Here is a 24,158-nt window from a genome sequence, read left to right on the forward strand (position 1 = left end):
CCCGTCAACTGGTGTAGAGGTCCGGCGTGCAACTGTCGCCCATCGGATGGCCGACACGGACCTTGACCGGGTCAAAGGATAGTGAATGTTCCCTTATGTCCTCTTCGCCCACTTCCCGGACAACTGAAAAAACCCTCCGTCGTTTGCAGGTACAGGCCACCCGGTCGATCGGTCATGCTTGCTGATCGACGGTCGGCGTAGTACAGAACAACGGCGAACCGGCCATCGGGGGAGACCGCCGCCACCCTCTGCTCGTTCGAGTAATCCACGAGTGTCGTGGTGAGCAGGCACCAGGCAATGCTCGCGAGTGCTGCCAGCGCCGTACAACCGGCGCAGAGCGCCGGCAGCCAGGACCGGACGCCACGCCCCGCGATCGACAGCCGCACACCTGCGACGCTGAGCAGGACGAACCCGGCGGCCGCCAGCGAACACCAAAGCCAGAGCCGGTCGCCGAGGCCGGTGAAGCCGTAGGGGTTGATCACCGCCGGCCCTGCGATGACGACCAGCAGGCCACCGAGCGCGAGCAAGAGACGGGTCCATCTCATCCCCGTATGATCGCGTAGGGAGTGCCGGACCTCGGTGAGGACTCCGTCGTCACAGCGGCACTCGATCAGGTTGCCGTTACGGTCGCCGACGGCGTTCCAGGTGGACGACGGTGCTGGCGTACTCGCCGCGGGGCAGGTCCAGCGGCAGGCCGTGGTGGGTCAGCACGCCCGCGTCGTACTCCGCTCCGGTGCTCGTGTCCCGGTAGCGGGCGGACCGCGGCAGGCCGGCCAGTGGCAGCGGCGGCACGCCGAAGCCCATCCGCGGTGTCTCGCGGAAGGCGAACACCACGACATCGTCGTCGTCGGCGAACTGCAGCGCGCACAGCCCGTCGGCGTCCGGCGGGCGCAGCCGGTAGAGCCGGCCCTGCTGCACGAGCGGGCGGATCCGCTTGTACAGCGCGACGAGTGAGGCCGCCTCGCAGCGTTCGTCGTCGGACCAGGCGGCCAGGTCGCCGCCCAGCCCGAGCACGCCGGTCATCGCCACGTGGAAGCGGAACGCGAGCGGCGTCCGCCGCCCGGTGACGGTGTTCGGGCTGTCGGTCACCCACGCCTCCAGCACGCCGGGCGGGTAGAGCCGGGTGAAGCCGTCCTGGATGCGGAGCCGGTCGGCCGCGTCGGTGTTGTCCGAGGCCCAGACCTGGTCGGTGCGCGCGAGGATGGCCAGGTCCAGGCGGCCCCCGCCGCCGCTGCACGACTCGATGCGCAGGTCCGGCCAGGCGGCGCGCAGCCGGTCCATGACCAGGTGGACGCCGCGCGTGTGCTCGATCCACAGCCGGTCCGGGTCCGCCGCCCCCGGCTGGCCGGCCTCGCTGAACGTCCGGTTCATGTCCCACTTGAGGAACACGGCGCCGGTGTCGCGGACGAGCCCGTGCAGCCAGGCGCCCGCCCACGCGCGCACGTCGTCGCGGCCGAAGTTGAGCACGAGCTGGTTCCGCAGCTCCGTACGGGCGCGGTGCGGCTGGTGCAGCACCCAGTCGGGGTGGCTCCGGTACAGGTCGCTGTCGGGGTTGACCATCTCCGGCTCGACCCAGATCCCGAAACCCATGCCGAGCGAGCGCACGTGCTCGGCCAGCGGCGCGAACCCGTCGGGGAACAGATCGGGGTTGACCCGCCAGTCGCCGAGGCCGGCGCGGTCGTCCTGGTACGGCCGGAACCAGCCGTCGTCCACGACGAACAGCTCGGCGCCGAGCTCGGCCGCCCGGGTGGCCAGCGCCGACTGCCGGGCGACGTCGATGTCGAAGAACGTCGCCTCCCAGGAGTTGTACAGGACCGGGCGGATCTCCTCCGGGTGCGGCAGGACGTGCCGCCGTACGTGGGCGTGCCAGGCACGGCTCGCGGCGCCGAACCCGCCGGGGGTGAACATCCCGGCGCTGACCGGGCTGTCCAGCCGCTCGCCGGGCGCGAGCCGCCAGGAGATGCCGTCGTGCCCGAACCCGGTGGAGACCGACAGCCGCTCGAGCGGTGTGCGCTGCACGGTCATGCGCCACGAGCCGCTCCACGCGAGCGCGACGCTCCACACCTCGCCGTGCTCCTCGCCGGCCGTGCCGTCGTCGGCCATGACCCAGGGGTTGGCGTGGTGGCTGGTGATGCCCCGCCGGCTGGTGAAGACCGTCTCGCCGGCGGCCGCGACCTCCCGCCGTAGCCGGGTCTCCGCGCCCCACATGCCCGTGACGTGGGACAGCCGGTAGTCGTCACGGTGCGGCAGCGCCCAGGAGGCCGCGTCGAACCGCAGCACCTCGATCGGTTCGGCGTCGCCGAGGTTCGTCAGCGACACGGAGCGTTCGAGCACGTCGGAGTCGGGCCGCAGGCGGTAGCGCAGGGCCACCTCCACGGGGTAGTGCCGGTCGCGCAGCCGGATCGTCAGCCGGTCCACGGTGATCTCGTCGCCGACGGGCTCGAGGTCGAGGCCCCGCGCGCCGTCGGCGAACCGGACCTGCAACGACGGCACGCCGTACCGCACGCCGCCGTCCCAGGCGTACTCCTCGGTGCCGTCGTAGCGGGCCTCGAAGCTGGTGCTGCCCCGCTGCCGGGCCCCCGACTCGGCCCGCACCGGCAGCGCGGCGGCCTCCGCGTCGGTGAGGGCGGCGCCCCAGTAGACGTGCGCCAGGCGGCCGTCGGTGAGCCGCAGCGCGTACGTGGTGTTCGGGGTGTGCAGGAACCAGGTCGCGGTGTCCGGGTCGAACCCGGTTCCCGTGGGCCGGAGCGCCGTCACTGCCCCTCCTGGTCGATCGTGTACGAGTACAGGTCGCCCCGTTTCTCCATGAAAAGGCATTCCATGTCAAGGCCTGCAGTCTTGACATGGAATGACATTCCACACCACTCTGAGCGCCCCGGACCCGGCCCACAGGAGGTCGTTCATGGTTCAACGCGATGGCCGGGCGGCCGTACGGCGACGTGTCGCGCCGGTCGCCCTGGTGACGGTCATGCTCGGTGCGTTCGTGGCGTACCGGCCCGCCGCGGCGGGCGGCCAGACGCCGCCCGGCACCGACCCCGGCAAGGCCATGACGTTGGTGCCGAACGCCGGCTTCGACGCCGGCGACCGCGCCGGCCATCCGATCGGCTGGTCCGTCGAGGGCGACGAGGCCGGCGCGAACATCGTGAACCTCTCCGCGTACCGCACGGCGGGGCTCGGCTCCCTGGAGGTGAACGACCGGGGCGACGCGGTCACCGTCTCCAGCGACCGGATCGTCGCCGCCGCGGGCCGGGAGTACCGCCTGTCGGCCAAGGTCAAGGGCAAGAGCGGCAAGCCGGCGGCGCTCTCGCTCGACTTCACCGGCTTCGACGGCAAGGACCTGGGCGACCACGTCGCCACGCCGGAGCCGGGCACGGACTGGCAGACCGTCACGGTCTCCGGCGTCGCGCCGGCCGGCGCCGCACACGTGACGGTGCGCGTCGCCGCAGGGGACGAGGGCGTCTCGTACTGGGACGAGGTGAACCTCGCCGAAACGCCGCAGGCCTACGACCCGAACCTCGGGCCGGCGCGGGAGCTCTTCCTCGACGACTACCGGATCGCCTCCTCCAAGGACGTCGGCCGGGTCGTCCACCCGGCGAAGAAGCTGCCCGAGCCGGTCATCCGGCCCGACCGTCCGTGGGAGTCGTCGGCCTACACCTACGGCTCGGTGTTCAAGATCGGGGGTGTCTACCGGCTCTGGTACGACTGCAACAACGACGTCGCGCCCGGCTACTACCTGTGTTACGCCGAAAGCCGTGACGGCAGGAAGTGGACCAAGCCGCTGGGCCGGGGGAGCGTCGGCTACAAGGACATCCCGGCGTCCAAGACCAACATCGTCATCGCCGGCGGCGGCACCGTCGCGTACAACCCGGAGGCGAGCCCGGACCGGCGGTTCGCCCTGATGCAGTTCCACTCGGGCGTGGTCAACCAGACGCTCGGCGAGGACAAGCCGGCCCTCCTCGACGGCGACGTCTCGCAGGTGACCTGGGATCCGCGTACCAAGCGGTACATCGCCACCATCAAGAAGCGGATGTTCACCTCGCGCACGCCCGGCATCTACGACCGCGCGGCGTTCGTCTCGACCAGCAAGGACTTCCTCACCTGGAGCACACCCCGGCTAGCGGTGGCCGGTGACTACGCCGACGACGGCGCGGCCGAGGCTCTGAACGGGCTGGAGGGGCAGATCTACGGCATGCCGGTGCTGCCGTACGAGAGCACCTATGTCGGCATCCCGTGGGTCTTCCTGACCACCGACTACACCACCGGATCCCAGTCGTCGGCCGGCGCCGGACCGGTGCTGCCGCAGGTCGCCTCCTCGCGTGACCTGACCGACTGGAGCCGACCCGTACGCGACCCGGTCCTGCGGCCCGGCGACCCCGGAGCCTGGGACGACGGCGCGCTCTACACCTCCTCCAACGCGCTGGTGACGGACAGGACGATCACCATGTACTACGGCGCGTTCAACGCCGGGCACGGCGGTCAGGACCAGACCGCGCCCGACCCCGACCCCTACGTCGGCCAGACCGGCATGGCGACGTGGCGGCGCGACGGCTTCCTGTCGCTGACCAACGCCTCCAGGCCGGGCACCGGCGAGCCGGGCGAGCTCACCACCAAGCCGGTCGTCTTCCACGGCGACACGCTCAAGGTGAACGCCGTCGTGCACTCTCGCGGCTCGCTCACCGTCGAGGTGCTCGACGCCGCGACCGGCAGCCCGATCCCCGGTTACGCCGAGAGCGACGCGCTACCGGTCACCGGCGACCAGTACGCGGCGACGGTGAGGTGGAAGGGCGGCAGGACGCTCGCGTCGCTGTCCGGCCGCCAGGTGCAGTTCCGGTTCCACCTCACCGGAACGGATCTGTACTCCTACTGGGTGCCGTCGGCCTGATGGGGCCGAAAACCCCCTGATCGGCCACGATGCCCTCTTGACGTGGGGGACTCCGCACCTTCATTGTGTACGTGAAATTTCGTTCCATGTCGGCGCGGACCCCCCGGTTCCCCATGAACAGACCGACTTTGCGAGGTTGCGATGGCAAGACGGTTCAGATACGGCGCCTTCGGCGTCGCCGTTCTCGCGGCCGTTTCGGCCGCCGCTTGCACCGGTCCGGCGGCGGACTCGGGCTCCGGCGGTGCGTCCGGTAAAAGCGCTATCAACGTCTACCTCTACCAGGAACCGGCCGGGATCTTCAGTCCACTGGCCCCCTCCAGCGGCCCGGACAACCAGGTCATGTCGTTCCTCGACCAGGGACTGCTGGCCGTCGACCCGAACTACAAGCTCCAGCCGCAGCTCGCCCAGAGCTACGACGTCTCCCGCGACGCCAAGACCTTCACGTTCCACCTGCGCCAGGGGCTCAAGTGGAGCGACGGGCAGCCGTTCACCTCCCAGGACGTGCTGTTCAGCTACCGGCTACTGGCCGACCCGAAGAGCACCAGCGCCACGGCGGGCAGCTACACCGCCGTCGAGGGCGTCAGCGACTTCGTGTCCGGCAAGGCCAAGACCATCTCCGGCTTCAGCGCGCCGGACGACGACACCTTCGTCATCAAGGCGACCAAGCCGGACATCGGGCTGCTCGCCCAGATCGGCACCGCGTACGTCATGCCCAAGCACATCCTCGGTGACGTGCCGGTCGCCCAGGTCGCCAAGAACTCCTACTTCCGCGCGCCGACGGCGACGCTCGGGCCGTACAAGTTCGTGGACTACAAGACCAACCAGTACGTCCACGTCACCGCCAACCCGGGCTATCCCTCGCCGGCGAAGATCAAGGACGTCTACCTCAAGCCGATGACCTCGGACGTGGCGACCGCCCAGCTCGGCAACGGCGGCATCGACATCGCGTCGTTCTCCCCGGCCGACCTCAAGACCGTGCAGGGCTTCGACGACGTCGCCGTGCAGGAGAAGCCCGGGGCCGGGTTCGTCCGCATCGCGCTCAACCAGACCAAGTCCTACTTCAAGGACGTCCGCGTACGCCAGGCGTTCCTGTACGCCATCGACCGCAAGGCGCTCGTCGACAAGGTGCTCGGTGGCAAGGCGACCGTGCAGAACTCCGACTTCTTCGCCGGCAACACCCCGTCCGGGATCAACGAGTACGGCTACGACCCCCAGAAGGCCAAGTCACTGCTCGCCGCGGCCGGCTGGGACCCGAACCGCACCGTCGAGCTGCAGTGGGTGCCCGGCCAGCGCGACCGTGACTCGACCACCACGATCGTGCAGAGCCAGCTCGCCGCGGTCGGCGTGAAGGTCAAGCTCAAGCAGGTCCAGGCCGCGCAGATCGCGCCGACCTACGACAAGAAGTCCTACGACATGACGCTCTACGGCGGCGGCAACTACGCGGTCGACTCGTGGAACGTCAACGTGATCACCGCCTGCGACCAGCAGTACCCCAAGGGCGGCAACATCGTCTGGTTCTGCGACAAGAAGCTGGACGACCAGATGGCCGAGGCCAACGGCACCGCCGACGCCGCGCAGCGCAAGGCGCTGTACGACCAGGCCGTGCTGGAGGAGAACTCCCAGGCCGACCTGATGTGGCTCTACGACCCGACGGGTCTGTGGGCGGTGAACAAGCGGATCAAGGGATTCCAGGCGCCCGGCTCGCAGGACAGCGCCTTCTGGAACCCGGCCGGCTGGTCCCTGTGACGACGGCACCGATCTCGGCGGGCCGCGCGCCGACGACGCCGCGCGGCCTGGCCGTATCCACGAGGGGAGGACGATGGGCGCCTACATCATCCGCCGCCTGCTGATCAACATCCTGGTCTTCTTCCTCATCACCGTCGTGATCTTCTGGCTGGTGCACAAGGCGCCCGGCGACCCGATCGCGATGATGGTGCCGCCGGACCAGCTCAACGCGGGGAGCGCGGCCTTCATCGCCGCCAAGCGGCACGAGCTGGGCCTGGACCAGCCGCTGGTCGTGCAGTACTGGCACTGGCTGACCGACGCCCTCCACGGTGACTTCGGGTACTCCCTGGTCAACGGCCGGTCGGTGACGTCGCTGCTGGGCGAGCGGTTCGGCCCGACGATCGAGCTGATGGGCACCGGCCTGCTGCTGTCGCTGGTGATCGCCTTTCCGCTGGGCATCGTCGCCGCGCTGCGGCGCAACAGCAGAGTGGACTACGCCGCGACCGTGGTCAGCCTCGGCTCGGTGTCGATCCCCGCGTTCTTCCTGGCGCTGATCGCCATCTACCTCTTCACGGTGAAGTTCCCGATCCTGCCGTCGTCGGGCATCTCCGACCCGAGCGCGCCGAGCCTGGTCGACTCCCTCCGGCACCTGGTGCTGCCCGCACTGATCCTGGGATTCGCGGGCTCCGGGCCGTACATGCGGTACGTCCGCAGCAGCATGATCACCGAGTTGGGCGCCGACTACGTGCGCACCGCCGAGGCCAAGGGCGCGACGCGGCGCCGGGTCGTGGTGCGGCACACGCTGCGCAACTCCCTGATCCCGGTGCTCACCTATGTCGCCGCGAACCTGCCGCAGCAGCTCGCCGGCGCGGTCGTCATCGAGCAGGTCTTCGCCTGGCCGGGCATGGGGCAGCTCGCGGTCAGCTCGGTCGGCCGGCACGACTACTCGGTGATCATCGGGTTCGCCTTGATCATCGCGGTGCTGGTGCTGATCTCCAGCCTGCTCGCCGACGTCCTGTACACACTGGTCGACCCGAGGGTGAGGCTCGGATGAGCGCGATCGAGCTGGAAGCGCCGGCGCCCGAGGTCGCGCGCCGGTCGCCGGGCCGCCGGGCGCTGCGCCGGTTCCTGCGCCACCGGATGGCCGTGGCCGGTGCGGTCGTGCTCCTGCTGATCGTGCTCGCGGCGGTGTTCGCCGGCCCGATCTCCGGGCACGACCCGAACGCCACCGACCTGTTCGCCACCCGCGCCGCGCCGTCGGGCGGCCACTGGCTCGGCACCGACGCCACCGGCCGCGACGTGCTCGCGCGCCTGCTGTACGCCGGCCGGGTCTCGCTCGGCGTCGGCATCGCCGCCGCGCTGCTCGCCGTCGTGGTCGGCACGATCGTGGGCAGCCTGTCCGGCCTGCTCGGCGGCTGGGTGGACCAGACGGCGATGCGGCTCGCGGACGTGTTCATGTCCTTCCCGTCGCTCGTCGTCATGGTGGTGATCGCGGGTGTCATCGGGCCCAGCGTCACCGCGATGGTCATCGCCATCGGCCTGTTCCAGTGGCCCCAGTGCGGGCGGCTGGTCCGCGGCGTCACCCTGGCGGTGCGCGAACAGGAGTACGTCCAGGCCGCGCGCGCGGCCGGCGCCGGACCGCTGTGGCTGATGCGCCGCCACATCGTCCCCGCGGCGCTTCCGCCCGTCAGCGTCGTCGCCACCCTCGCGGTGGCGCAGGCGATCGGCCTGGAGGCCACCATGTCCTTCCTCGGCCTGGGCGTGCAGCCGCCCGCCGCGAGCTGGGGGAACATGCTCACCGACGCGCAGAGCCTGACGGTCATCTCGAACATGCCGTGGCTCTGGCTGCCGCCGGGCCTGGCGGTCGCCGTCACGGTGCTGGCGGTCAACTTCATCGGCGACGGCCTGCGCGACGCGGTCGACCCCCGGCGGACGTGAGGAGGAGGACGCCCATGACCGATGCCCCGCTTTTGTCCATCGAGAACCTCGTCGTGGACTTCGACACCGACGACGGCCTCGTGCACGCCGTCGACGGCGTCAGCCTCACCGTGCGCGCCGGCGAGATCGTCGCCGTGGTCGGCGAGTCGGGCTCGGGGAAGAGCGTGACCGCGATGTCGATCCTCGGCCTGGTCCGCACCCCGCCCGGCATCATCCGCGAGGGCCGCGTCCTGCTGCGCGGCGAGGACCTGCGCGCGGCGAGCGGCGAACGGCTGCGCGAGATCCGCGGCGGTGAGGTCGCGATGATCTTCCAGGATCCGATGACCGCGCTGAACCCGGTCATGACGGTGGGCCGGCAGATCGCCGAGGCGCTGCGGCTGCACGACCGCGACCTGGGCGCCGCCGAGGCGCGCACTCGCGCCGTCGCGCTGCTGCGCGAGGTCGGCGTGCCGGACGCGGACAAGCGCCATGGCCAGTACCCGCACGAGTTCTCCGGCGGCATGCGCCAGCGCGCGATGATCGCCATGGCCATCGCCAACGACCCGGACCTGCTCATCGCCGACGAGCCGACGACCGCGCTGGACGTCACCATCCAGGCGCAGGTGCTCGACCTGCTGCGCACCGCGCAGCGCGACACCGGCGCGGCGACCATCCTCATCACCCACGACCTGGGTGTCGTCGCCGAGCTGGCCGACCGGGTGATCGTGATGTACGCCGGGCGGATCGTGGAGGAGGCCGACGTGCGCGCGCTGTTCGCCCGGCCGCGGCACCCCTACACCGTGGGGCTGCTGTCGAGCGTGCCGCGCGCGGACCTGGACGGCGAGCTGCTGTCCATCCCCGGCAGCCCGCCGAACATGATCGATCCGCCGAGCGGGTGCGCGTTCCACCCGCGCTGTCCGATGGCCCGCGAGCGGTGCCGCACCGAGCGGCCCGAGCCGTACGACCTCGGCGACGGGCGGCACAGCGCGTGCCACTACGCGGACGAGCTCGACGAGGGCCTGGCGCTGTACGCGGCGGGGGAGGAGGCCGGGTGACGACGACGGAGACCGAGCTGCTGCGGGTGGAGAACCTGCGCAAGTACTTCCCGATCCGGGGCGGCGTGCTGCGCCGGCACCAGGGCGACATCCGCGCGGTCGACGGCGTGAGCTTCACCCTCAACGCGGGCGAGACGCTCAGCGTCGTCGGGGAGTCCGGGTGCGGCAAGTCCACGACCGGCCGGATGATCGTCCGGCTGCTGGAGCCGACCGGCGGCCGGATCCTCTACCGGGGTGAGGACCTGACCGCGGCCCAGGGCGGCCGGCTGCGGGCGCTGCGCCGCGAGATCCAGATCATGTTCCAGGACCCGCACTCCTCACTGTCGCCGCGGATGACCGTGCACGACATCGTCGCCGAGCCGCTGCGCGTGCACGGCCTTTACCGCGACGGGGGCCCGGCGCGGGTGCGGGAGCTGCTCGACCTGGTCGGCCTGTCGGCGGAGTACGAGAACCGGTACGCGCACGAGTTCTCGGGCGGCCAGCGGCAACGCGTCGGGCTGGCCCGCGCTCTGGCCCTGGACCCGAAGCTGCTCGTGCTGGACGAGCCGGTCAGCGCCCTGGACGTGTCGATCCGCGCCCAGGTGGTCAACCAGATGCGCCGGCTCCAGCGGACGCTCGGGCTGGCGTACGTGTTCATCTCTCACGACCTGTCGATCGTGCGGCACATCTCGCACCGGATCGCGGTGATGTACCTCGGCACGATCGTGGAGATCGGCACCCGCGACCAGGTCTTCACGGCGCCGCGGCACCCCTACACGCGTGCGCTGCTGTCGGCCATCCCGGTGCCCGATCCGGAGCTGCGCGGCGAACGCGAGCGCATCACGCTGACCGGCGATGTGCCCGATCCCAGCGATCCGCCCTCCGGATGCCGGTTCCGTACCCGATGCTGGAAGGCGCAGGACGTCTGCGCCACCGAGACACCCGCGCTGACCGGCCGTACGGGCGATGGCCATGCCAGCGCCTGTCACTTCCCCGACAATGAGGTCGCGGTGGTCCCCTGACCGGGATCCCGCTCCCCATTCCTCGACCGTACCGCCCGTGCAGGAGGCAGATCAGGTGGCCGCTACATCGCGCCGCAAGCAGGCGCCGATCGACGATGCGCGTCCCGCGTCGGCGAACTACCACGCCAACGCTCTGGCCCGCGGCCTCGCACTGCTCGAACAGATGGCCATGCGGCCCGAGCCGCCCACACTGGGCGACTTCAGCGAGTCCACCGCGCTGCCCAAGAGCACCCTCGTACGGCTGCTGAGCGTGCTGTGCGAGCTGGAGTACGCCGTGCGGGTCGACGACCGGCCCTCCTACCGGCTGGGCCACAAGGTGCAGCGGCTGGCGACGGCCTACGTCTCCTCGCTGGACCTGTCCGAGGTCGCCGGGCGATACCTGCGGCCGGTGGCGGACCGGACCGGCCAGACCGCCAACCTCGGCGTGCTGGACGGCTCGCAGGTGTTGCACATCTGCGTGACCGAGCCCGACCGGCCACTGCGGTTCATGGCGCCTCCGGGCACGCGCGACCACGCGTACTGCACGGGGCTGGGCAAGGTGCTGCTCGCGCACACCGACCCCGCGCAGGTGCCCGCCTCGACGCCGGACGAGCCGTTCCCGGCGTTCACCGAGGCCACCATCACGACGCTGGAGGCGCTGACCGAGGAGCTGGCGCTGACGCGCGAGCGCGGCTACGCGCTGGACGACAACGAGCGCAGCGGCGGCCTGCGGTGCGTCGCCGTGCCCCTGCTGATCGGCGGTGAGTGCCTGGCGGCGATCAGCGTGTCCGGGCCGTCGGGGGAGTTCACCGAGGAGCAGCGGGAGCGGTACGTCGCGGAGCTGCGCGCCGCCGCCGAGGGCCTGACCTCCGACCCGGACTTCGACGCGGCCCTGCGCATCGTGCACCGCTCCCTGCGCCCGGCCGGTTTCACCCCGGCAGGGGAGCCGTGACCGGCCCGCTCACTGAGTGAAATAGCACGGCGGGTGCGCGGGGTCGGCGGAGCAGACGAACAGGCCCCCGTGGCCGGCGCGGCCGACCGTCATCCCGACCGGCTGCCGTGCCAGGTCGAACGCCGGGTCGTCCCGCTCCAGGTGGCGTTCCTCCAGCGGCCAGAACCGGTGCGGCTCCCCGTCCGGTCCCCAGGCGCCCAGGGCCCACTCGTAGGTGTCGAGTTGCAGGAGGAGGGTGAGCCGGGCCTCGCAGGAAGGGCAGGCCAGCGACCTGGGCATGTCGGAAACCGACCAGTTCATGCTGCCGCCGACCTTATAGCCGGGAATGGCGGAGCCGTTGTCGTACAGGTCGCTCTCGGCCGGCCGGGTCGCGACGCGGTCGCGGAGGTCCTCAGGGAGCTCTTCCTTCCATGGGTACTCGACCAGGCGTTCCGGCTGGAGGACGCAGGCGCGGGGGATCATGTCCCACTCGTAGTCCCAGTGTTTCTCCGGATCCGGCTGGTCGGCCAGGACGTCGGTGACGTCGGCGGCCCGGCGCCAGAACACCCGGCACGCCTGGCCCCAGCCCTCGGGGTGCGGCTGGTCGTGCCACTCGGGGCACCACAGGATCTGGAGCAGATCCGTGCCGGCGGGGAAGCCGGCCTCGGGGACGTCGGCTGCGGTGAGCTGGGCGATCGGGACCATCGGGTACGGCTCGCCGGCACCGCCGTGGCTCTTCCGGTCGGTGCACTCCGGCCACGCCTCGCCGGCCGGCCACAGCAGCGGGCCGCCGATGTGGCTGTCGCGCGTGCCCGGTTCGCCCCGCCGAGGATGCAGCCGGACGGTGGTCCGGGCGTACGGGATCAGTTCGGGGAACACTTGGCCGAGGTCGACGGAGGGCGCGCCGGTCGTGAGAGACATGTCCGGAAGCATCCCAGGTGCGGCGGGGCCTCCGGCCCGGAGGCCGCCTCGATCCCGTCGCACCCGATGCGAGGATCTGTGAGACCTGTGCGGGACAGGGCGCCGGTCCACGGTGCCACGCGGCGCTCGTCCTGCCGAAGGGACGGACGCGGGGTCGAGTCTGATCTCAGGAATCTGGTCCGCTCGCTCCGCGGCGTCGGAGCCGGACGCCGTTGCGCAGGAGGAGGCGGCGCGTCGCGCCGTAGCCGACGTCGAACTTCTCCGCGACCTGTCTGATGGACCATCCCTGGTCATAGAGGCGAACCGCGTCTTCCGCCGCGCGGCGGCCCAGGCCCGCCTCTGTCGGTACGGAGTGGTCGAGCAGGGTGCGCACGTGGCCCAGTCGATAACGGCGATGCCCGCCCGGAGTGGTGAGAGAAGTAAGACGTCCCTCGCGCGCCCACCGGGCTATCGTCGTCGTGCGTACGCCGAAGAGCTCGGCCACCTCCCGGGGCGTGAGCAGGTGATCGTCGCCGAGCTCGGAAATCCGCTGAATCGCTGCCTCCCTCTTCGCCGGGTTCATCAGCCGATGGGCTTCGGTTCGATCGGGAGAACGGCCCAGACGCATTTGCCCGAGGCCGCGACGCGCGAACCCCACGCTTCGGAGAGCGCGTCGACGATGCGCATTCCTCGTCCATGCTCGCCGTTGAGATCGAGAGGAAGCTTCTGCGGCCTGAACGGGGACGAGTCCCACATCTCCAGCCGGATCATTCCGCCGTTCCAGTCCACGGCCACCACATACTCGGGTGAGGGGGCGTGTGTGATCGCGTTGGTCCACAGCTCTCCCGTGATGACCTGGGCGTCATCGACGATGCCGGCCCGCCCCCACGCGCGGAGGCGGCCCGTCACGAAGTCGCGCGCCACTCCGTGGGAGGACCTGAGGGGCGGGAGACGCCGTTCATGTCTGAGTGCGTTATCGGGGTTATGGGTAGATGGCGTGATTGGCGGCATTTTGCGCGTCCTGCCTCCTCTATCGTGTTGTTTCCGCCGCCAATCGTCGCTGGTGGAGAATACGCTGGGAACCGATAACACGCCTGCACCTGACAGTAAAGACCTGCCCCCCACCTACCCGAGGAAGTAGGCACCCAATGGCATCGAAACGGTCCACTGCTCTGCAGCGCTGGGGTAAGGAGTTCGCGCGCGCGAGGGAGGCGGCGGGCTTCAGCCAGGTGACCCTCGCGCAGCATCCTGATGTGCACGTCTCCGCGCAGTTGATCTCCCATTGGGAGACGGGCCGGAAGATGCCAAAGATCACCGATCGGGAGACCGGGGAAATCAAAGACCTTGATGACTGCGAGGTCGCGATCGCAACCAACGGGTACCTCAAGCGGCTCCTGCTGGAGTGGGTCACTTTGGAGGTCTCGCCCGAGTGGTCCGAACGGATGGCGGTGGAAGAAGAGGCGCTAGGCCTTCTCGACTACGAGAACTTCGTCCTCCCCGGCCTCCTCCAGGCTCCTGCATACGTCGAAACCATTCTGCCGCCGGAAATAGTGGAACAGCGCCTGGAGAGGCAGCGCATCTTCGATCGGGGTACTACTCCCTTCTTTGAAACCCTGATAGACGAAAGCATCCTCTATCGCAACGTCGGTGGTCCCGAGGTGATGGCAGCGACGCTGACCCACCTCGTGGCGATGGGTGAACGAGACGACGTAATCATCCGAGTACTTCCGCTCGCGGCGGATTACGTCAGGCTCTCTTCTCAGTTCGTGCTGGCGACGGTGGAGACCGGCAAGCAACTCGCTTTCGTCGAGGACGCGCGCAGCGGTAGAATCTTGGAGCGCCCGTCAGACATAGCAGAGCTCCAGCGCTTGTGGGGCAGGTATGGTGCGCTCGCTCTATCGGAGCGGGAGTCGGTGGATTTGATCATGAAGGTGATTGAGGAAAGGTGGCCGGTCATATGAACTGGCAGAAGTCGAGCTATTCGTCGAACGGGACGAATGCCTGCGTGGAGGTCGCCGTTGTTGAGACCTCCGAGCGAGACTGAACATGAACTGGCAGAAGTCGACCTACTCGTCGAACGGGACGAATACCTGTGTCGAGGTCACAGTCGTCGAGACGGATCAGTCCTTTTCGCCGAGATAGGCGATCGCCTCGATTTCCACGCGTACGTCGGGGTGGCCGAAGTCGACCACGACCGTCGTACGGGCGGGCGGCACGTGGCCGAGGCGGCGCGCGTACAGCTCGTTGAACGGGGCGAACAGCGTCGCGTTCGACAGGTAGGCATTCACCTTGACCACGTCGGCCAGGCTCGCGCCGCCGGCTCGCAGGACCGCCTCGACATTGTCGATCGTGGTGTTCACCTCGGTGGCGAAGTCGCCGACGAACACCGTACCGTCCGGGCCGGTCGCCACCTGACCTGAGACGAACAGAAGGTCGCCGGCGCGCACGCCGTGGCTCAGTGGGACGGCGGGCGCCGGGAAGCTCTCGGGGTGGATCGTTCGCATGTCCTGCCTCTCTCTCGTGGTCCTGCAACCCTACCGTTGACATGGAACGGCATTCCGTGTCGTATTTGCGAGGAATGCCAAGAGAGAGGGCGCCGTCGATGTTTCGGACGACCAGACCCCTGCATGTCCTGCCCGCCTTCGTCCTCGCCGTCGCGGCGGCCGGCTTCGTCGCGAGCCCGGCGAATGCCACCGTCACGGTGCGGACCTATGAGACCGACCCGGTCGGCCAGGTGCCGTCCGGCTGCTCCACCCCGTCGGGCGCCGCGTCCGCCGTGGTCAGCTCCACCCGCGGGCGGGCCAGCGCACGGTCCCTGCGCGTGTACGACCCCAGCACCACCGCGATCACCAAGATCGCCTGCTCGCAGCCGGCGCAGCAGGGTGCGGAGCTGAGTTTCTACGCCTACCCGGCCGCGCTGCCGAACGGCTTCCTGGTCGACCTCCTCGGTCACCAGAAGGACGTCGCGTCCCAGCAGACGGCGTTCCACCTCGTCGTGGACGGCAACGGCCGGATCCGCTGGTACGACGCCGCCAACTGGACCCAGGTCGCGCCGGCCGGCACCGTGCCGCTCACCAAGTGGACCAGGATCGACATCCAGGTGCCCGCGGACATGAGCGCCGCGCACGTCTACGTCGGCGGGAAGTACGTCGGGGACGGCGGACCGGTCGGCGTGCGGGCCCTCACGGACATCACCGGCTACCAGTTCTCCAGCGACGGCACCGCCCCCACGGGCGACGACGTCTACCTCGACGACGTCGGCTACGGCCCGGCGGTGAACACCCCGCCGCCCGGCGGCACGGCGCCGTTCACCATCGCGCCGCCGGTGACGATCGACCAGTCCTCGGACATCGTGGAGATGCCCAACGCCGCCGTCATCGAGCCGCACGGCTCCGGCCGGCGGGTGCTGGTCGCCTACCCGGCGCACGGCGACAACAACACCACGAGCGGCACACGGATGGCCTACTCCGACGACATGGGCAGGACCTGGGTCGACGACCAGGCCGCCAACCCGATGCCGGACGCGGCCTCCTTCAACCTGACCCGGCTGCGCAATGGCGATGTGCTCGCCGTGTCCTACCACACCTACATGGTCGCGGGCTCCGGCGACCTCAAGGCCGAGGTCGACTCCAGCGTCTCCCACGACGGCGGCGCGACCTGGACCGCCCGTACGGGTCAGATGACGACGCCGACCGCCATGCGCCCGATCTCCACGCAGACCGACCGGCCGGGGTACTCCCAGGGCGGGTTCGTGCTGGTCCACCCGGCCGTGGAGGACCCGGACGGCACGCTCCACCAGTCCGGATACGGCTACTACGCGGGCGACACCAAGTACCGGCAGATCGTGCTGAAGTCCACCGACGGCGGCGTGAACTGGACCGTCGACGCGACCGTCGCGGTGAACCCGAACCTGACGACCGCCGCCGGGTACGAGGGCTTCTGCGAGGGCGCGCTCGAACGCGTCCGGGACGGGTCGCTGCTCATCGTCATGCGGATCGGCAGCTACCTGCCGATGTACGTCTCGCGGTCCACCGACGACGGCAGGACCTGGTCGGCGGCGACGCCCCTCGTGGCCGGGCCGGACAGGCAGAACGTGGTGAGCGTCTACCCGTCGCTGTCGCTGCTGCCGGGCGGGCCGCTCGTGCTGATGGTCGGCCGCCCCGGGCTGGCGCTGCTCAGCTCGCCCGACGGCAGCGGCCACACGTGGACCCGCCCGGTCGAGGCGGACTACCAGAACTCCGCGAACGGCGTGCTCCTGCCGACCGGCTCGCACAGCATGCTCGTCTTCGGCGACCGCGGCGCGAACTGGTCCCACCCGACCCCGTCGCCCTACTCGATCTGGTCGCGCGCGGTCACGGTGGCCCGATGAAGATCCTCACCATCTACGCCCACCCGGCCGACACGATCACCAACTGCGGCGGGACGCTGGCCCGTCACGCCGCGGCCGGTGACGAGGTCGCGGCGCTGATCCTCACCCACGGCGGGCGCATCCACGCCAACCGGTACGCCGAGGAGTGGCGCAAGGAGGCGCCCGACGAGGCGATCGCCGGCGCGGGGCTGGACGAGATCGTGGCGCACAAGAAGGGCGAGCTCGAACGCGCCGCCGAGATCGTCGGGATCGGGAAACTGCTCACCCTGGACCTCGACGACACGATGGCGGTGGTGCGCGAGGACGTCGTGGACGAGGTCGCCGCGGTCATCGCCCGGGAGCGGCCGGAGGTCGTCATCTGCGACTACCCGCAGAACCCGGCGATGACCGCCAACACCCACACGGTCGCCACGATGACCGCGCTCGCCGCCCTCGGCCGCGCCGCCACGCACCTGAAGAACCTGGACGGACGGGCGGAGACGAACGTCCGTCAGGTCTTCTTCACCTCGGTGCCGGTCGCGGTCACCGACGGGCTCAGCCTGTACGGGGTGCGCAACGACCTGTTCGTCGACATCACCCCGGTCGTGGGCACGAAGCTGGCCGCGATGGACTGCTTCGAGAGTCAGGGCTACGCGGGCCTGTTCGCGCGCAAGCTGGTCGAGTCGAGCAACGGGGAGTTCGGCCGGGCGGCCGGGGTCAACTTCGCCGAAGCCTACTCCCGCCTCTACAACGAGACCCACGACCTGCTTCCGCTGACGGAGGCCGCGCTGCGGACCGACCCGCTGACGAGGCACGTGGAGTACTCCCGCATGGACGTACGGGCGAGCTTCCCCACGTCGTGAGGGTGAGGACGGTGTCCCCGCGATCGTGGGGACACCGTCTCCTCCGGTGCGGATCGCTCGGTGCCGCTCGTTCGTGTGCGTGCTCGTTCAGCGGCGGGCGTGGACGAGCCAGTGGTCCACGACCTGGTCGTCCTCGACGACGTGCAGGCGGCTCCACATGTTCGTCGTGCCGCAGGCGTGGTTGGGGACCACGCGGAGCAGGTCGCCCACGCGCAGGCTCGCCGTTCCCGAACCGGTCAGGTAGCCGTGCTCCTCGTTGCCGTCGCCGAACACCACGCCCTCCAGCGGCCGGCCGGACACGTCGCAGACGGTGCCCAGGGTGCCGCCCGCGAGGCCGTCGGAGCTCATCGCCTTCACGCCCGCGTCGATGATGACGGTGCCCGGCCGCTGCGCGCTGACCACCCGGGTGAGCACGGTCTGGGCGCAGCGGTCGAGCGTCGCGCTGCCGAGGCGTACCTGGCCCGAGTCGTAGTACACGTAGGTCCCGGGCCGGGCCTCGGTGACGCCCTCGGCGAACGGCGCGGACGTCGCGCCCGGCGTCGAGCCGACCGACACGATCGGGCAGTCGAGCCCGGCCGCGCGCAGGTCCGCCGCGACGGAGGCCAGCAGCAGCCCCGCTCGCCGGCCCGCCTCCTCCAGAGCCGTACGGTCCCGGTGCCTGCCCAGGTGTCCCTCATGGGTCATGACGCCGCGCAGCTCCAGGCCCGGCAGCCCGACGATCCGCGTCGCCGTCTCCACCGCGCGGTCCGGGTCGACGCCGGTACGGCCGAGGCCCGTGTCGACCTCCAGCAGGAACGGCACGGTCACGCCGCTCGACGCCAGCGGCGCGGCGACCTCGGCCGAGTCCAGCCCGAGCGTCAGCCCGCCGCGCCGGAGCGCCTCGACCGCGAAGGCGACCTTGGCCGGGCCGACCGGCTGGTGCGCCCACAGCAGGTCGCCGACTCCCTCGTCCTGCAGCAGCCGTACCTCGGCCGGCGTCGAGCAGGTGAAGCCGATCGCGCCATGGTCGAGCTGGCGGCGGGCCACCTCCAGGCACTTGGAGGTCTTGAAGTGCGGACGCAGCGCGACGCCCGCGCCCCGCAGGGAGGCGGCCATGTCCGCGACGTTGCGCTCCAGTCTCGTACGGTCCACCAGCAGCGCGGGGGTCGCCGGCTCGGCGAGCGGTGTCACGCGAGCCCCATCTCGGCCCGGGGGTCGCCGTCCAGCAGCCACTCGATCGTCGAGGGCCTGATCGGCGGGAACCCGGACGGATGGGAGGACGCGAGCGACCGCAGGCCCTCGGTCGCCTCGGCCGGGGTCCACAGCGGGAAGTCCGAGCCGAACACCAGCTTCTGCACGACGTCCCACTCTTGCGCGCGGGCCAGTGCGAGGTAGCCGTCCAGCGGGCGGGCCCAGGAGGCCGACACGTCGGAGTACACGCGCCGGTTCTTGCGCAGTGTCACGATCGTCTCGCGCTGCCACGGGTGGCCGAGGTGCGCGATGATCTGTACGAGGTCCGGGTGCCTCCGCGCCACCTCGTCCACGACGAGGGGGTTGCTGACGGACAGGTCGCCGGCCGGGCTCGGCGTCGCGCCCATGTGCCAGAGCACGACCAGCCCGTTGTCGGCGGCGGCCCGGTAGAACGGGTCGTGCTTCTCGTCGCGCGGGTCGAACAGGGCCAGCACCGGGTACAGCTTGATGCCGCGCAGCCCCCGCGCCACACCGTCGGCGAGCTGGTCGAGCACGTCCGGATCGGTCGGGTCCAGCGCCATGAACCCGATCGTCTCGGTGGAGGTCTCGGCGCAGAAACGCTCGGTGAAGTCGTTCGGCGTGAGCACCCCGGCGGCGGTCGCCCGGATGCCGAACACGCACGCCGCCGTCACCGGGGCCATCGCCCGGTCGTACTCCTCCGGCCCGTAGTCGTGCGCGTCGCGGCCGTACACCGGCCGCCAGTGCTTCTCCCACTCACAGCCCCAGTGCTCGGGCCGGTGACAGTGGGTATGAAAGTCGATCACTTGTCCTCCTGCTTGGCGCGGAGCACCTCTCCGGGGCGTTCGCCGAGGTGGGTGCCGTCCTGGACGACGATCCGCCCGTTGACCAGGACGGCGCGGACGCCGTCCGGGTACTGCTGGGGGTCGGCGTAGGTGGCCCGGTCGCCGATCCGGTCCAGGGCGAACACGACGACGTCGGCGGCCTTGCCGGGTACCAGCTCGCCGCGGTCGGTCAGCCCGGCGCGGGCGGCGGCGGCCCCGGTGCACTTGCGGACCGCCTCGGCGAGCGGGATCCGGCCGGTCCGTACGTGGTCGGCGAACAGGCGCGGATAGCAGCCGAACGAGCGCGGATGGGGAACGCCGGCGCCGGTCGGCCCGCCGGGATCGAGGGCCTGGCCGTCGGAGCCGATCACGGTCGCCGGATGCCGCAGGACGGCCAGCAGGTCCTCCTCGCTCCGCCCGCCGGCCACCATCATCACCGCGTTGCCGAACTCCCCGACCAGGTCGAGAACGACGCCGGCACCGTCATCGGCCAGGTCCGCGACGGTACGGCCCTCGATCCCGGGCCGTTCGGCGGGGATGCGGCTGACCGTGATGTCGGACCAGGCGTTCGGCAGGTCCCGCCACTCCTCGCGGATCCGGTCCCGTACGCCGGTGTCGGCGAGCCGCTGCCGCATGGCGTCCTCGCCACCGGCCTGGGCCCAGGCGGGCAGCAGCTGGGACAGCGGCGCGTTGCCCGCGAGGTAGGGGTACACGTCCGCGGCGACGTCGACGCCGCGGTCGCGCGCGGCGTCGATCAGCTCCAGCGCACGGGCGACCTTGCCCCAGTTGCGCCGCCCGACCGCGATCAGGTGGGAGACCTGGGTGCGGCACCCGGTGGCCTCGGCGACGCGCAGCACCTCGCGCACCGAGTCCAGCAGGTGGTCGCCATAGTCGCGGATGTGCCAGGAGAACAGCCGGTCGCGCGAGGCGGCGACACGGCCCAGCGCGGTCAGCTCCTCCTCGCGGGCGAAGGTGAGCGGCGCGTACATCAGGCCGGTGGAGACGCCGGCGGCGCCCGCGTCGAGAGCGTCGCCGAGCAGCCCGCACATCCGGTCCAACTCCTCCGGCGACGCCGGCCGGTCGCCGAACCCGACCACGCCCGCGCGCAGCGGGATGTGCGCGACGAGCGAGGCGACGTTGACGGCCGGGCGCGCGGCGGCCAGCACGTCGAGGTAGCCGGGCAGGTCGGTCCAGTCCCAGGCGACCGTGGGGTCCAGATCGAGGTACCCGGCGGCGCCGCGCAGCGCGGCGACGTCGCCCAGCACGGGCGTGACACCGAGGCCGCAGTTGCCGATCAGCTCGGTCGTGACGCCCTGCCGGACCTTGCTGTGCGCGTACGGGCTGGACAGCAGGGTCAGGTCGGAGTGCGTGTGCACGTCCACGAACCCGGGGCACACCACGCACCCGGCCGCGTCGAGGGTTCGGGCGGCGGGCCGCCCGGCCAGATCGCCCACGGCCTCGATCCGCCCATTGGAGATCGCCACATCGGCGGTGCGCTCCGGCGTCCCCGTCCCGTCGGCGACCAGGCCGCCCGTGATCAGCAGACCCGTCATCAGAGCACGCTGTTGACCAGGTCGCCGACGCCGGCCAGCCGCGCGGTCATCCGGTCTCCGGCCTTGAGGAAGCGGCCCGACGCGAGCCCGACGCCGGAGGGCGTCCCGGTGTAGATCAGGTCACCGGGTTCGAGGGTCATGATGCGGGAGGCGAAGGCGATCTGCTCGGCCACGCTGAAGATCATGTCACCCGTGCTGCCGTGCTGCATGACCTCGCCGTTCAGCTCGAGCGAGATCTCCAGGGCCTGCGGGTCGGGCACCTCGTCGGCGGTCAGCAGCCACGGGCCGAGCGCGGCGAACCCGTCGAGCCACTTGCCGTTCAGCCAGTCGAAGAACCCGACGGCGGAGTCATCGGTGTCCCGCTCGTAGCCGTAGTCCATGGCCCGCGCGGACACGTCGTTGCCGACGGTGTAACCGGCGACGTGGTCGAGCGCGTCGTCCACCGCGATGTCCTTGCCGCCGCGTCCCAGCACGACGACCAGCTCGACCTCCCAGTCGATCCGGTCGCTGACCGAGGGCAGCGCGATGTCCTCGCCGGGGCCGCTGATCGCGGTGGGCGGCTTGAGGAACAGGCGCGGCGAGATCCGCGACTTGTCGATCCGCTCGCCGCCGGTCTCGGTGACGTGGTCCTGGTAGTTCGCGGCGACCGCGAGGATCTTGCCCGGCCGCAGGAGCGGCGCCAGCAGGGTCACGTCCTCCAGCGGGTACCGCACGCCGTCCGTGCCGGGTCCGGGGCGGCCGAGCAAGGGGGTGACGTCGCCGGGACCGAGGTCGGTCACGTGGGTGTCGTCGATGATCCGGCCATGGCGGACCTGGCCGTCCTTGCGGTACGTGGCGAGCTTCACTTGCGGCCTTCCTGCGAGTGTTCGGGGGAGAGGGAGACGGGCCGGCCGGTCTCCAGCGACCGCCGCGCCGCCTCGACCACGCGGATCGCGGCGAGCGCGTCGGCGGGGCCGACTTCGGCGGGACGTCCGCCGGTGATCGCGGCGTGCAGTTCGGTGAGCATCCGCGCCACCGTGTCCGGCCCGGTCCAGGCGGTCCGTACGCCGGTGGCCGTGCGCAGGGTGGCGCCGGGCTTGGTGGCGTCCACGTTCATGACGCCGTTCGAACCGCTGATCCGGTAGCGGTGCACCGCGAGGCCGCCGGGCCGGACATCGGCCGTACCGGTGATCCGGCCGACGGCGATCGCGCTGGTCAGGGCGCGGTCGTGGTCGAGCAGAAGCAGCGTGACGCCGTCGCCCGCGCGGGCGTGCACGCGGCGTACGGGCAGGCCGGTAAGGGCGAGGACGACGTCGACCGGGTACACGCCGAAGTTGGTCAGCTCGCCGAGCGGGCACGGGTCGCCACCGGCGACGAGGAAGTCCGCCTGGACGTTCCAGGGCAGGCCGACCCGTCCGGAGGCGAGCGCCGTCCTGGCCGAGCGGAGCGCCGGCGCGAACCGCTGGTGGTGCGCCGGCATGCAGACGGTGCCGGACTCGGCCGCCGCGGCGGCGACCGCCTCGGTGTCCTCGGCGGTGACGGCGAGCGGTTTGTCGGCGAGCACGTGCCGGCCGGCGCGCAGCGCGGCGACGATCGCCTTGGCACGCTCGCCGGGCGGCAGGCACACGCTCACGACCTCCGCGTCGCTCTCCGCCAGCGCCGTGTCGAGGTCCGGGTAAGAGGGGACGCCCAGGTCGTCCGCGCCGACGGCGCCGGCGACCGTGAAGCCGGGGTGGGCCTGGAAGGCGGGCAGGTACATGGCGCGCTGGTGGTCCTGCCCACCGCCGAGGCCGCCGAACCCGGCCAGCAGAACGCGCGTCATGAGCCTTCCTCCGTCAGTACGTCGTCGATCCGTACGGGCTCGCCGGTCGCGATGGACCGCTCGGCCGCGACCCCCATCGCGACGGCGAGCACACCGTCGTCGGGACTCATGAGCGGCTCCGCGCCGCCGATGGCGTCGAGCCAGGCTCCGAGCTGAACGGCGAAGCCGTTGGCGCCCGCGGGCGGGAGCAGTCCGGCGCCGGACTCGCCGGTGACGAGGCTCGCCTCGGCGTCCCAGGGCAGGGTCAGCACGCCCCGCTCGCCCACGATCAGCACGTCACGCGCGGCGTACGTGGCGGGGCGGTGGCCCCGGCTCATCTCGCACACGGCGGTCGCGCCGCCCGCGAACCCGACCGTCATCTCCAGGTAGTCGTAGATGTCCAGCTCGGCGGAGGTCTGCTTGCCGCCTCGCGCGTACACCGTCTCGGGCCGGTCGCCGGTCCACCAGGTGACCAGGTCGAGCAGGTGGACGCCGTTGTGCAGGGCGTGTCCGCCCGAGCGCGCCGGGTCGAGCACCCAGGCGCGCCAGTCGGGCCAGATCCACCCGCCGAGGATGGCCAGGCGGAGGAACTCCGGGCGGCCGAGGTCGCCGAGCGCCTCCTTGACCGCGCGGGCGTAGTCGTAGCAGCGATGAGTGTGGGCCGGCATGAGCACGCGGCCGGAGCCGGCGAACGCGGCGGCGATGCGGCGCGCGCCGGCCACGTCCGTGGCGAGCGGCTTCTCGATGAGCAGATGCCGGCCGGCCTCGGCGACGGCCACCGCGATCGGAGCGTGGGTGTGGTTGGGCGTGCAGACGACGACCGCCTCGACCTCGGGCCTCGCGAGCGCCTCGGCCAGATCGGTCCACCAAGGCACGCCGCCGTTCGCGCGCGCGGCCGTGGCCGCGCGGCCCGCGTCGACGTCGACGATGCCGGCGAGGTGCGACCGCGGGTCGGCGTGGATCGCCGCGGTGTGCTGTTCGGCGATGAACCCCACGCCCACGACCAGCATGCCGATCGACGCGGAATGATGTTCCATGTGAACGGATACTGAAGCGCCGCGCCGAGGGCTGTCAAGGGTCCGCCGGGGCGATATGGACCAGGTCACACGCTGTGGCGACCCTTGACATGGAATGACTTTCCATGAACGCTTCGTGGAACACGGCCGCGGCCCGGTGCCCGCCGCGACGGTGGCCACGCATGCGCCGGGGCAC

Annotated in this window: 24 protein-coding genes; 12 read left to right on the plus strand and 12 right to left on the minus strand. The window is 71.1% G+C overall.

All coding sequences use genetic code 11. The annotated features are described in order from the left end of the window. Nucleotides 1-71: 71 nt before the first annotated feature. Both OG417_RS13580 and OG417_RS13585 read right to left on the minus strand, forming a co-directional pair. A complete protein-coding gene (locus tag OG417_RS13580; RefSeq protein WP_329255112.1) occupies nucleotides 72-545 on the minus strand; it encodes a hypothetical protein in 474 nt (157 codons plus the stop codon). Nucleotides 546-621: 76 nt separating this feature from the next. Further along, nucleotides 622-2,757: an alpha-galactosidase gene (locus OG417_RS13585; protein ID WP_329255115.1), complete on the minus strand. Its 2,136-nt coding sequence runs from the start codon at nucleotides 2,755-2,757 to the stop codon at nucleotides 622-624. Nucleotides 2,758-2,902: 145 nt separating this feature from the next. Here OG417_RS13585 and OG417_RS13590 point away from each other — a divergent pair, with 145 nt between their 5' ends. The 7 genes from OG417_RS13590 to OG417_RS13620 all read left to right on the plus strand — a co-directional run bounded on the left by OG417_RS13590 (nucleotide 2,903) and on the right by OG417_RS13620 (nucleotide 11,511). Beyond that, nucleotides 2,903-4,882, plus strand: a complete 1,980-nt coding sequence (locus OG417_RS13590) for a hypothetical protein (RefSeq protein WP_329255118.1) — start codon at nucleotides 2,903-2,905, stop codon at nucleotides 4,880-4,882. Nucleotides 4,883-5,023: 141 nt separating this feature from the next. After that, nucleotides 5,024-6,628, plus strand: a complete 1,605-nt coding sequence (locus OG417_RS13595) for an ABC transporter substrate-binding protein (protein ID WP_329255121.1) — start codon at nucleotides 5,024-5,026, stop codon at nucleotides 6,626-6,628. A 73-nt stretch (nucleotides 6,629-6,701) separates the two neighbouring features. Next, nucleotides 6,702-7,661 (plus strand): ABC transporter permease, encoded by a 960-nt coding sequence (locus tag OG417_RS13600; protein ID WP_329255123.1) that lies wholly within the window; start codon nucleotides 6,702-6,704, stop codon nucleotides 7,659-7,661. Next, nucleotides 7,658-8,545 carry an ABC transporter permease gene (locus OG417_RS13605; RefSeq protein ID WP_329255126.1) on the plus strand — a complete coding sequence of 296 codons (888 nt, stop codon included), beginning with the start codon at nucleotides 7,658-7,660 and terminating at the stop codon, nucleotides 8,543-8,545. The genes OG417_RS13600 and OG417_RS13605 overlap by 4 nt, the downstream gene beginning before the upstream one ends. Before the next feature lie 14 nt (nucleotides 8,546-8,559). Further along, the gene (locus OG417_RS13610) at nucleotides 8,560-9,579 is read left to right on the plus strand and encodes an ABC transporter ATP-binding protein (protein ID WP_329255129.1); all 1,020 of its coding nucleotides are present in this window, start codon (nucleotides 8,560-8,562) and stop codon (nucleotides 9,577-9,579) included. Further along, on the plus strand, nucleotides 9,576-10,580 hold the full coding sequence (locus OG417_RS13615) for an ABC transporter ATP-binding protein (protein WP_329255132.1): 1,005 nt from the start codon (nucleotides 9,576-9,578) through the stop codon (nucleotides 10,578-10,580). Before OG417_RS13610 ends, OG417_RS13615 begins: the two co-directional genes overlap by 4 nt. A 55-nt stretch (nucleotides 10,581-10,635) precedes the next feature. Then, nucleotides 10,636-11,511, plus strand: a complete 876-nt coding sequence (locus OG417_RS13620) for an IclR family transcriptional regulator (RefSeq protein WP_329255135.1) — start codon at nucleotides 10,636-10,638, stop codon at nucleotides 11,509-11,511. Between the two features lie 9 nt (nucleotides 11,512-11,520). Here OG417_RS13620 and OG417_RS13625 read toward each other — a convergent pair whose 3' ends face one another. From OG417_RS13625 to OG417_RS13635, 3 genes are all read right to left on the minus strand, one after another. Further along, on the minus strand, nucleotides 11,521-12,411 hold the full coding sequence (locus OG417_RS13625; RefSeq protein ID WP_329255137.1) for a hypothetical protein: 891 nt from the start codon (nucleotides 12,409-12,411) through the stop codon (nucleotides 11,521-11,523). A gap of 166 nt (nucleotides 12,412-12,577) precedes the next feature. Next, entirely contained in the window at nucleotides 12,578-12,973 is a 396-nt protein-coding gene (locus tag OG417_RS13630) for a helix-turn-helix domain-containing protein (RefSeq protein ID WP_329255140.1), read from the minus strand. Then, nucleotides 12,973-13,299 (minus strand): ATP-binding protein, encoded by a 327-nt coding sequence (locus OG417_RS13635; RefSeq protein ID WP_329255143.1) that lies wholly within the window; start codon nucleotides 13,297-13,299, stop codon nucleotides 12,973-12,975. Before OG417_RS13635 ends, OG417_RS13630 begins: the two co-directional genes overlap by 1 nt. Nucleotides 13,300-13,538: 239 nt before the next feature. Between OG417_RS13635 and OG417_RS13640 the strand changes: the two genes are divergently transcribed. Genes OG417_RS13640 through OG417_RS54295 form a run of 3 tightly spaced genes read left to right on the plus strand, consistent with a single transcriptional unit; the run spans nucleotide 13,539 to nucleotide 14,532 of the window. Beyond that, nucleotides 13,539-14,351 carry a helix-turn-helix domain-containing protein gene (locus OG417_RS13640; RefSeq protein ID WP_329255145.1) on the plus strand — a complete coding sequence of 271 codons (813 nt, stop codon included), beginning with the start codon at nucleotides 13,539-13,541 and terminating at the stop codon, nucleotides 14,349-14,351. Further along, nucleotides 14,348-14,434 carry a DUF397 domain-containing protein gene (locus tag OG417_RS54290; RefSeq protein WP_442875747.1) on the plus strand — a complete coding sequence of 29 codons (87 nt, stop codon included), beginning with the start codon at nucleotides 14,348-14,350 and terminating at the stop codon, nucleotides 14,432-14,434. The genes OG417_RS13640 and OG417_RS54290 overlap by 4 nt, the downstream gene beginning before the upstream one ends. Nucleotides 14,435-14,436: 2 nt before the next feature. Continuing rightward, nucleotides 14,437-14,532, plus strand: coding sequence for a DUF397 domain-containing protein (locus tag OG417_RS54295; RefSeq protein WP_442875681.1), 96 nt, complete (start codon nucleotides 14,437-14,439; stop codon nucleotides 14,530-14,532). Here OG417_RS54295 and OG417_RS13645 read toward each other — a convergent pair. Then, on the minus strand, nucleotides 14,511-14,894 hold the full coding sequence (locus OG417_RS13645) for a RidA family protein (RefSeq protein WP_329255147.1): 384 nt from the start codon (nucleotides 14,892-14,894) through the stop codon (nucleotides 14,511-14,513). The genes OG417_RS54295 and OG417_RS13645 overlap by 22 nt on opposite strands. Before the next feature lie 98 nt (nucleotides 14,895-14,992). On the opposite strand from OG417_RS13645, the gene OG417_RS13650 reads away from it, so the two are divergent. Both OG417_RS13650 and OG417_RS13655 read left to right on the plus strand, forming a co-directional pair. Continuing rightward, nucleotides 14,993-16,759, plus strand: a complete 1,767-nt coding sequence (locus OG417_RS13650; protein WP_329255150.1) for a sialidase family protein — start codon at nucleotides 14,993-14,995, stop codon at nucleotides 16,757-16,759. Then, nucleotides 16,756-17,601, plus strand: a complete 846-nt coding sequence (locus OG417_RS13655) for a PIG-L deacetylase family protein (protein WP_329255153.1) — start codon at nucleotides 16,756-16,758, stop codon at nucleotides 17,599-17,601. The genes OG417_RS13650 and OG417_RS13655 overlap by 4 nt, the downstream gene beginning before the upstream one ends. Before the next feature lie 87 nt (nucleotides 17,602-17,688). Here OG417_RS13655 and OG417_RS13660 read toward each other — a convergent pair whose 3' ends face one another. From OG417_RS13660 to OG417_RS13685, 6 genes are read right to left on the minus strand one after another with little or no spacing between them, the layout of a single operon-like run. Beyond that, a complete protein-coding gene (locus tag OG417_RS13660; RefSeq protein ID WP_329255156.1) occupies nucleotides 17,689-18,771 on the minus strand; it encodes an alanine racemase in 1,083 nt (360 codons plus the stop codon). After that, the gene (locus OG417_RS13665; RefSeq protein WP_329255159.1) at nucleotides 18,768-19,595 is read right to left on the minus strand and encodes an amidohydrolase family protein; all 828 of its coding nucleotides are present in this window, start codon (nucleotides 19,593-19,595) and stop codon (nucleotides 18,768-18,770) included. Before OG417_RS13665 ends, OG417_RS13660 begins: the two co-directional genes overlap by 4 nt. Further along, nucleotides 19,592-21,166, minus strand: coding sequence for an N-acyl-D-amino-acid deacylase family protein (locus OG417_RS13670; protein WP_329255161.1), 1,575 nt, complete (start codon nucleotides 21,164-21,166; stop codon nucleotides 19,592-19,594). The genes OG417_RS13665 and OG417_RS13670 overlap by 4 nt, the downstream gene beginning before the upstream one ends. Next, nucleotides 21,166-22,011 (minus strand): fumarylacetoacetate hydrolase family protein, encoded by an 846-nt coding sequence (locus OG417_RS13675; RefSeq protein WP_329255164.1) that lies wholly within the window; start codon nucleotides 22,009-22,011, stop codon nucleotides 21,166-21,168. The genes OG417_RS13670 and OG417_RS13675 overlap by 1 nt, the downstream gene beginning before the upstream one ends. Further along, a complete protein-coding gene (locus tag OG417_RS13680) occupies nucleotides 22,008-22,967 on the minus strand; it encodes a Gfo/Idh/MocA family protein (protein ID WP_329255167.1) in 960 nt (319 codons plus the stop codon). Before OG417_RS13680 ends, OG417_RS13675 begins: the two co-directional genes overlap by 4 nt. Beyond that, nucleotides 22,964-23,983, minus strand: coding sequence for a Gfo/Idh/MocA family protein (locus OG417_RS13685; RefSeq protein ID WP_329255169.1), 1,020 nt, complete (start codon nucleotides 23,981-23,983; stop codon nucleotides 22,964-22,966). Before OG417_RS13685 ends, OG417_RS13680 begins: the two co-directional genes overlap by 4 nt. Nucleotides 23,984-24,158 lie beyond the last annotated feature (175 nt).

The sequence above is a fragment of the Actinoallomurus sp. NBC_01490 genome (assembly GCF_036227085.1).
Classification (GTDB): domain Bacteria; phylum Actinomycetota; class Actinomycetes; order Streptosporangiales; family Streptosporangiaceae; genus Actinoallomurus; species Actinoallomurus oryzae.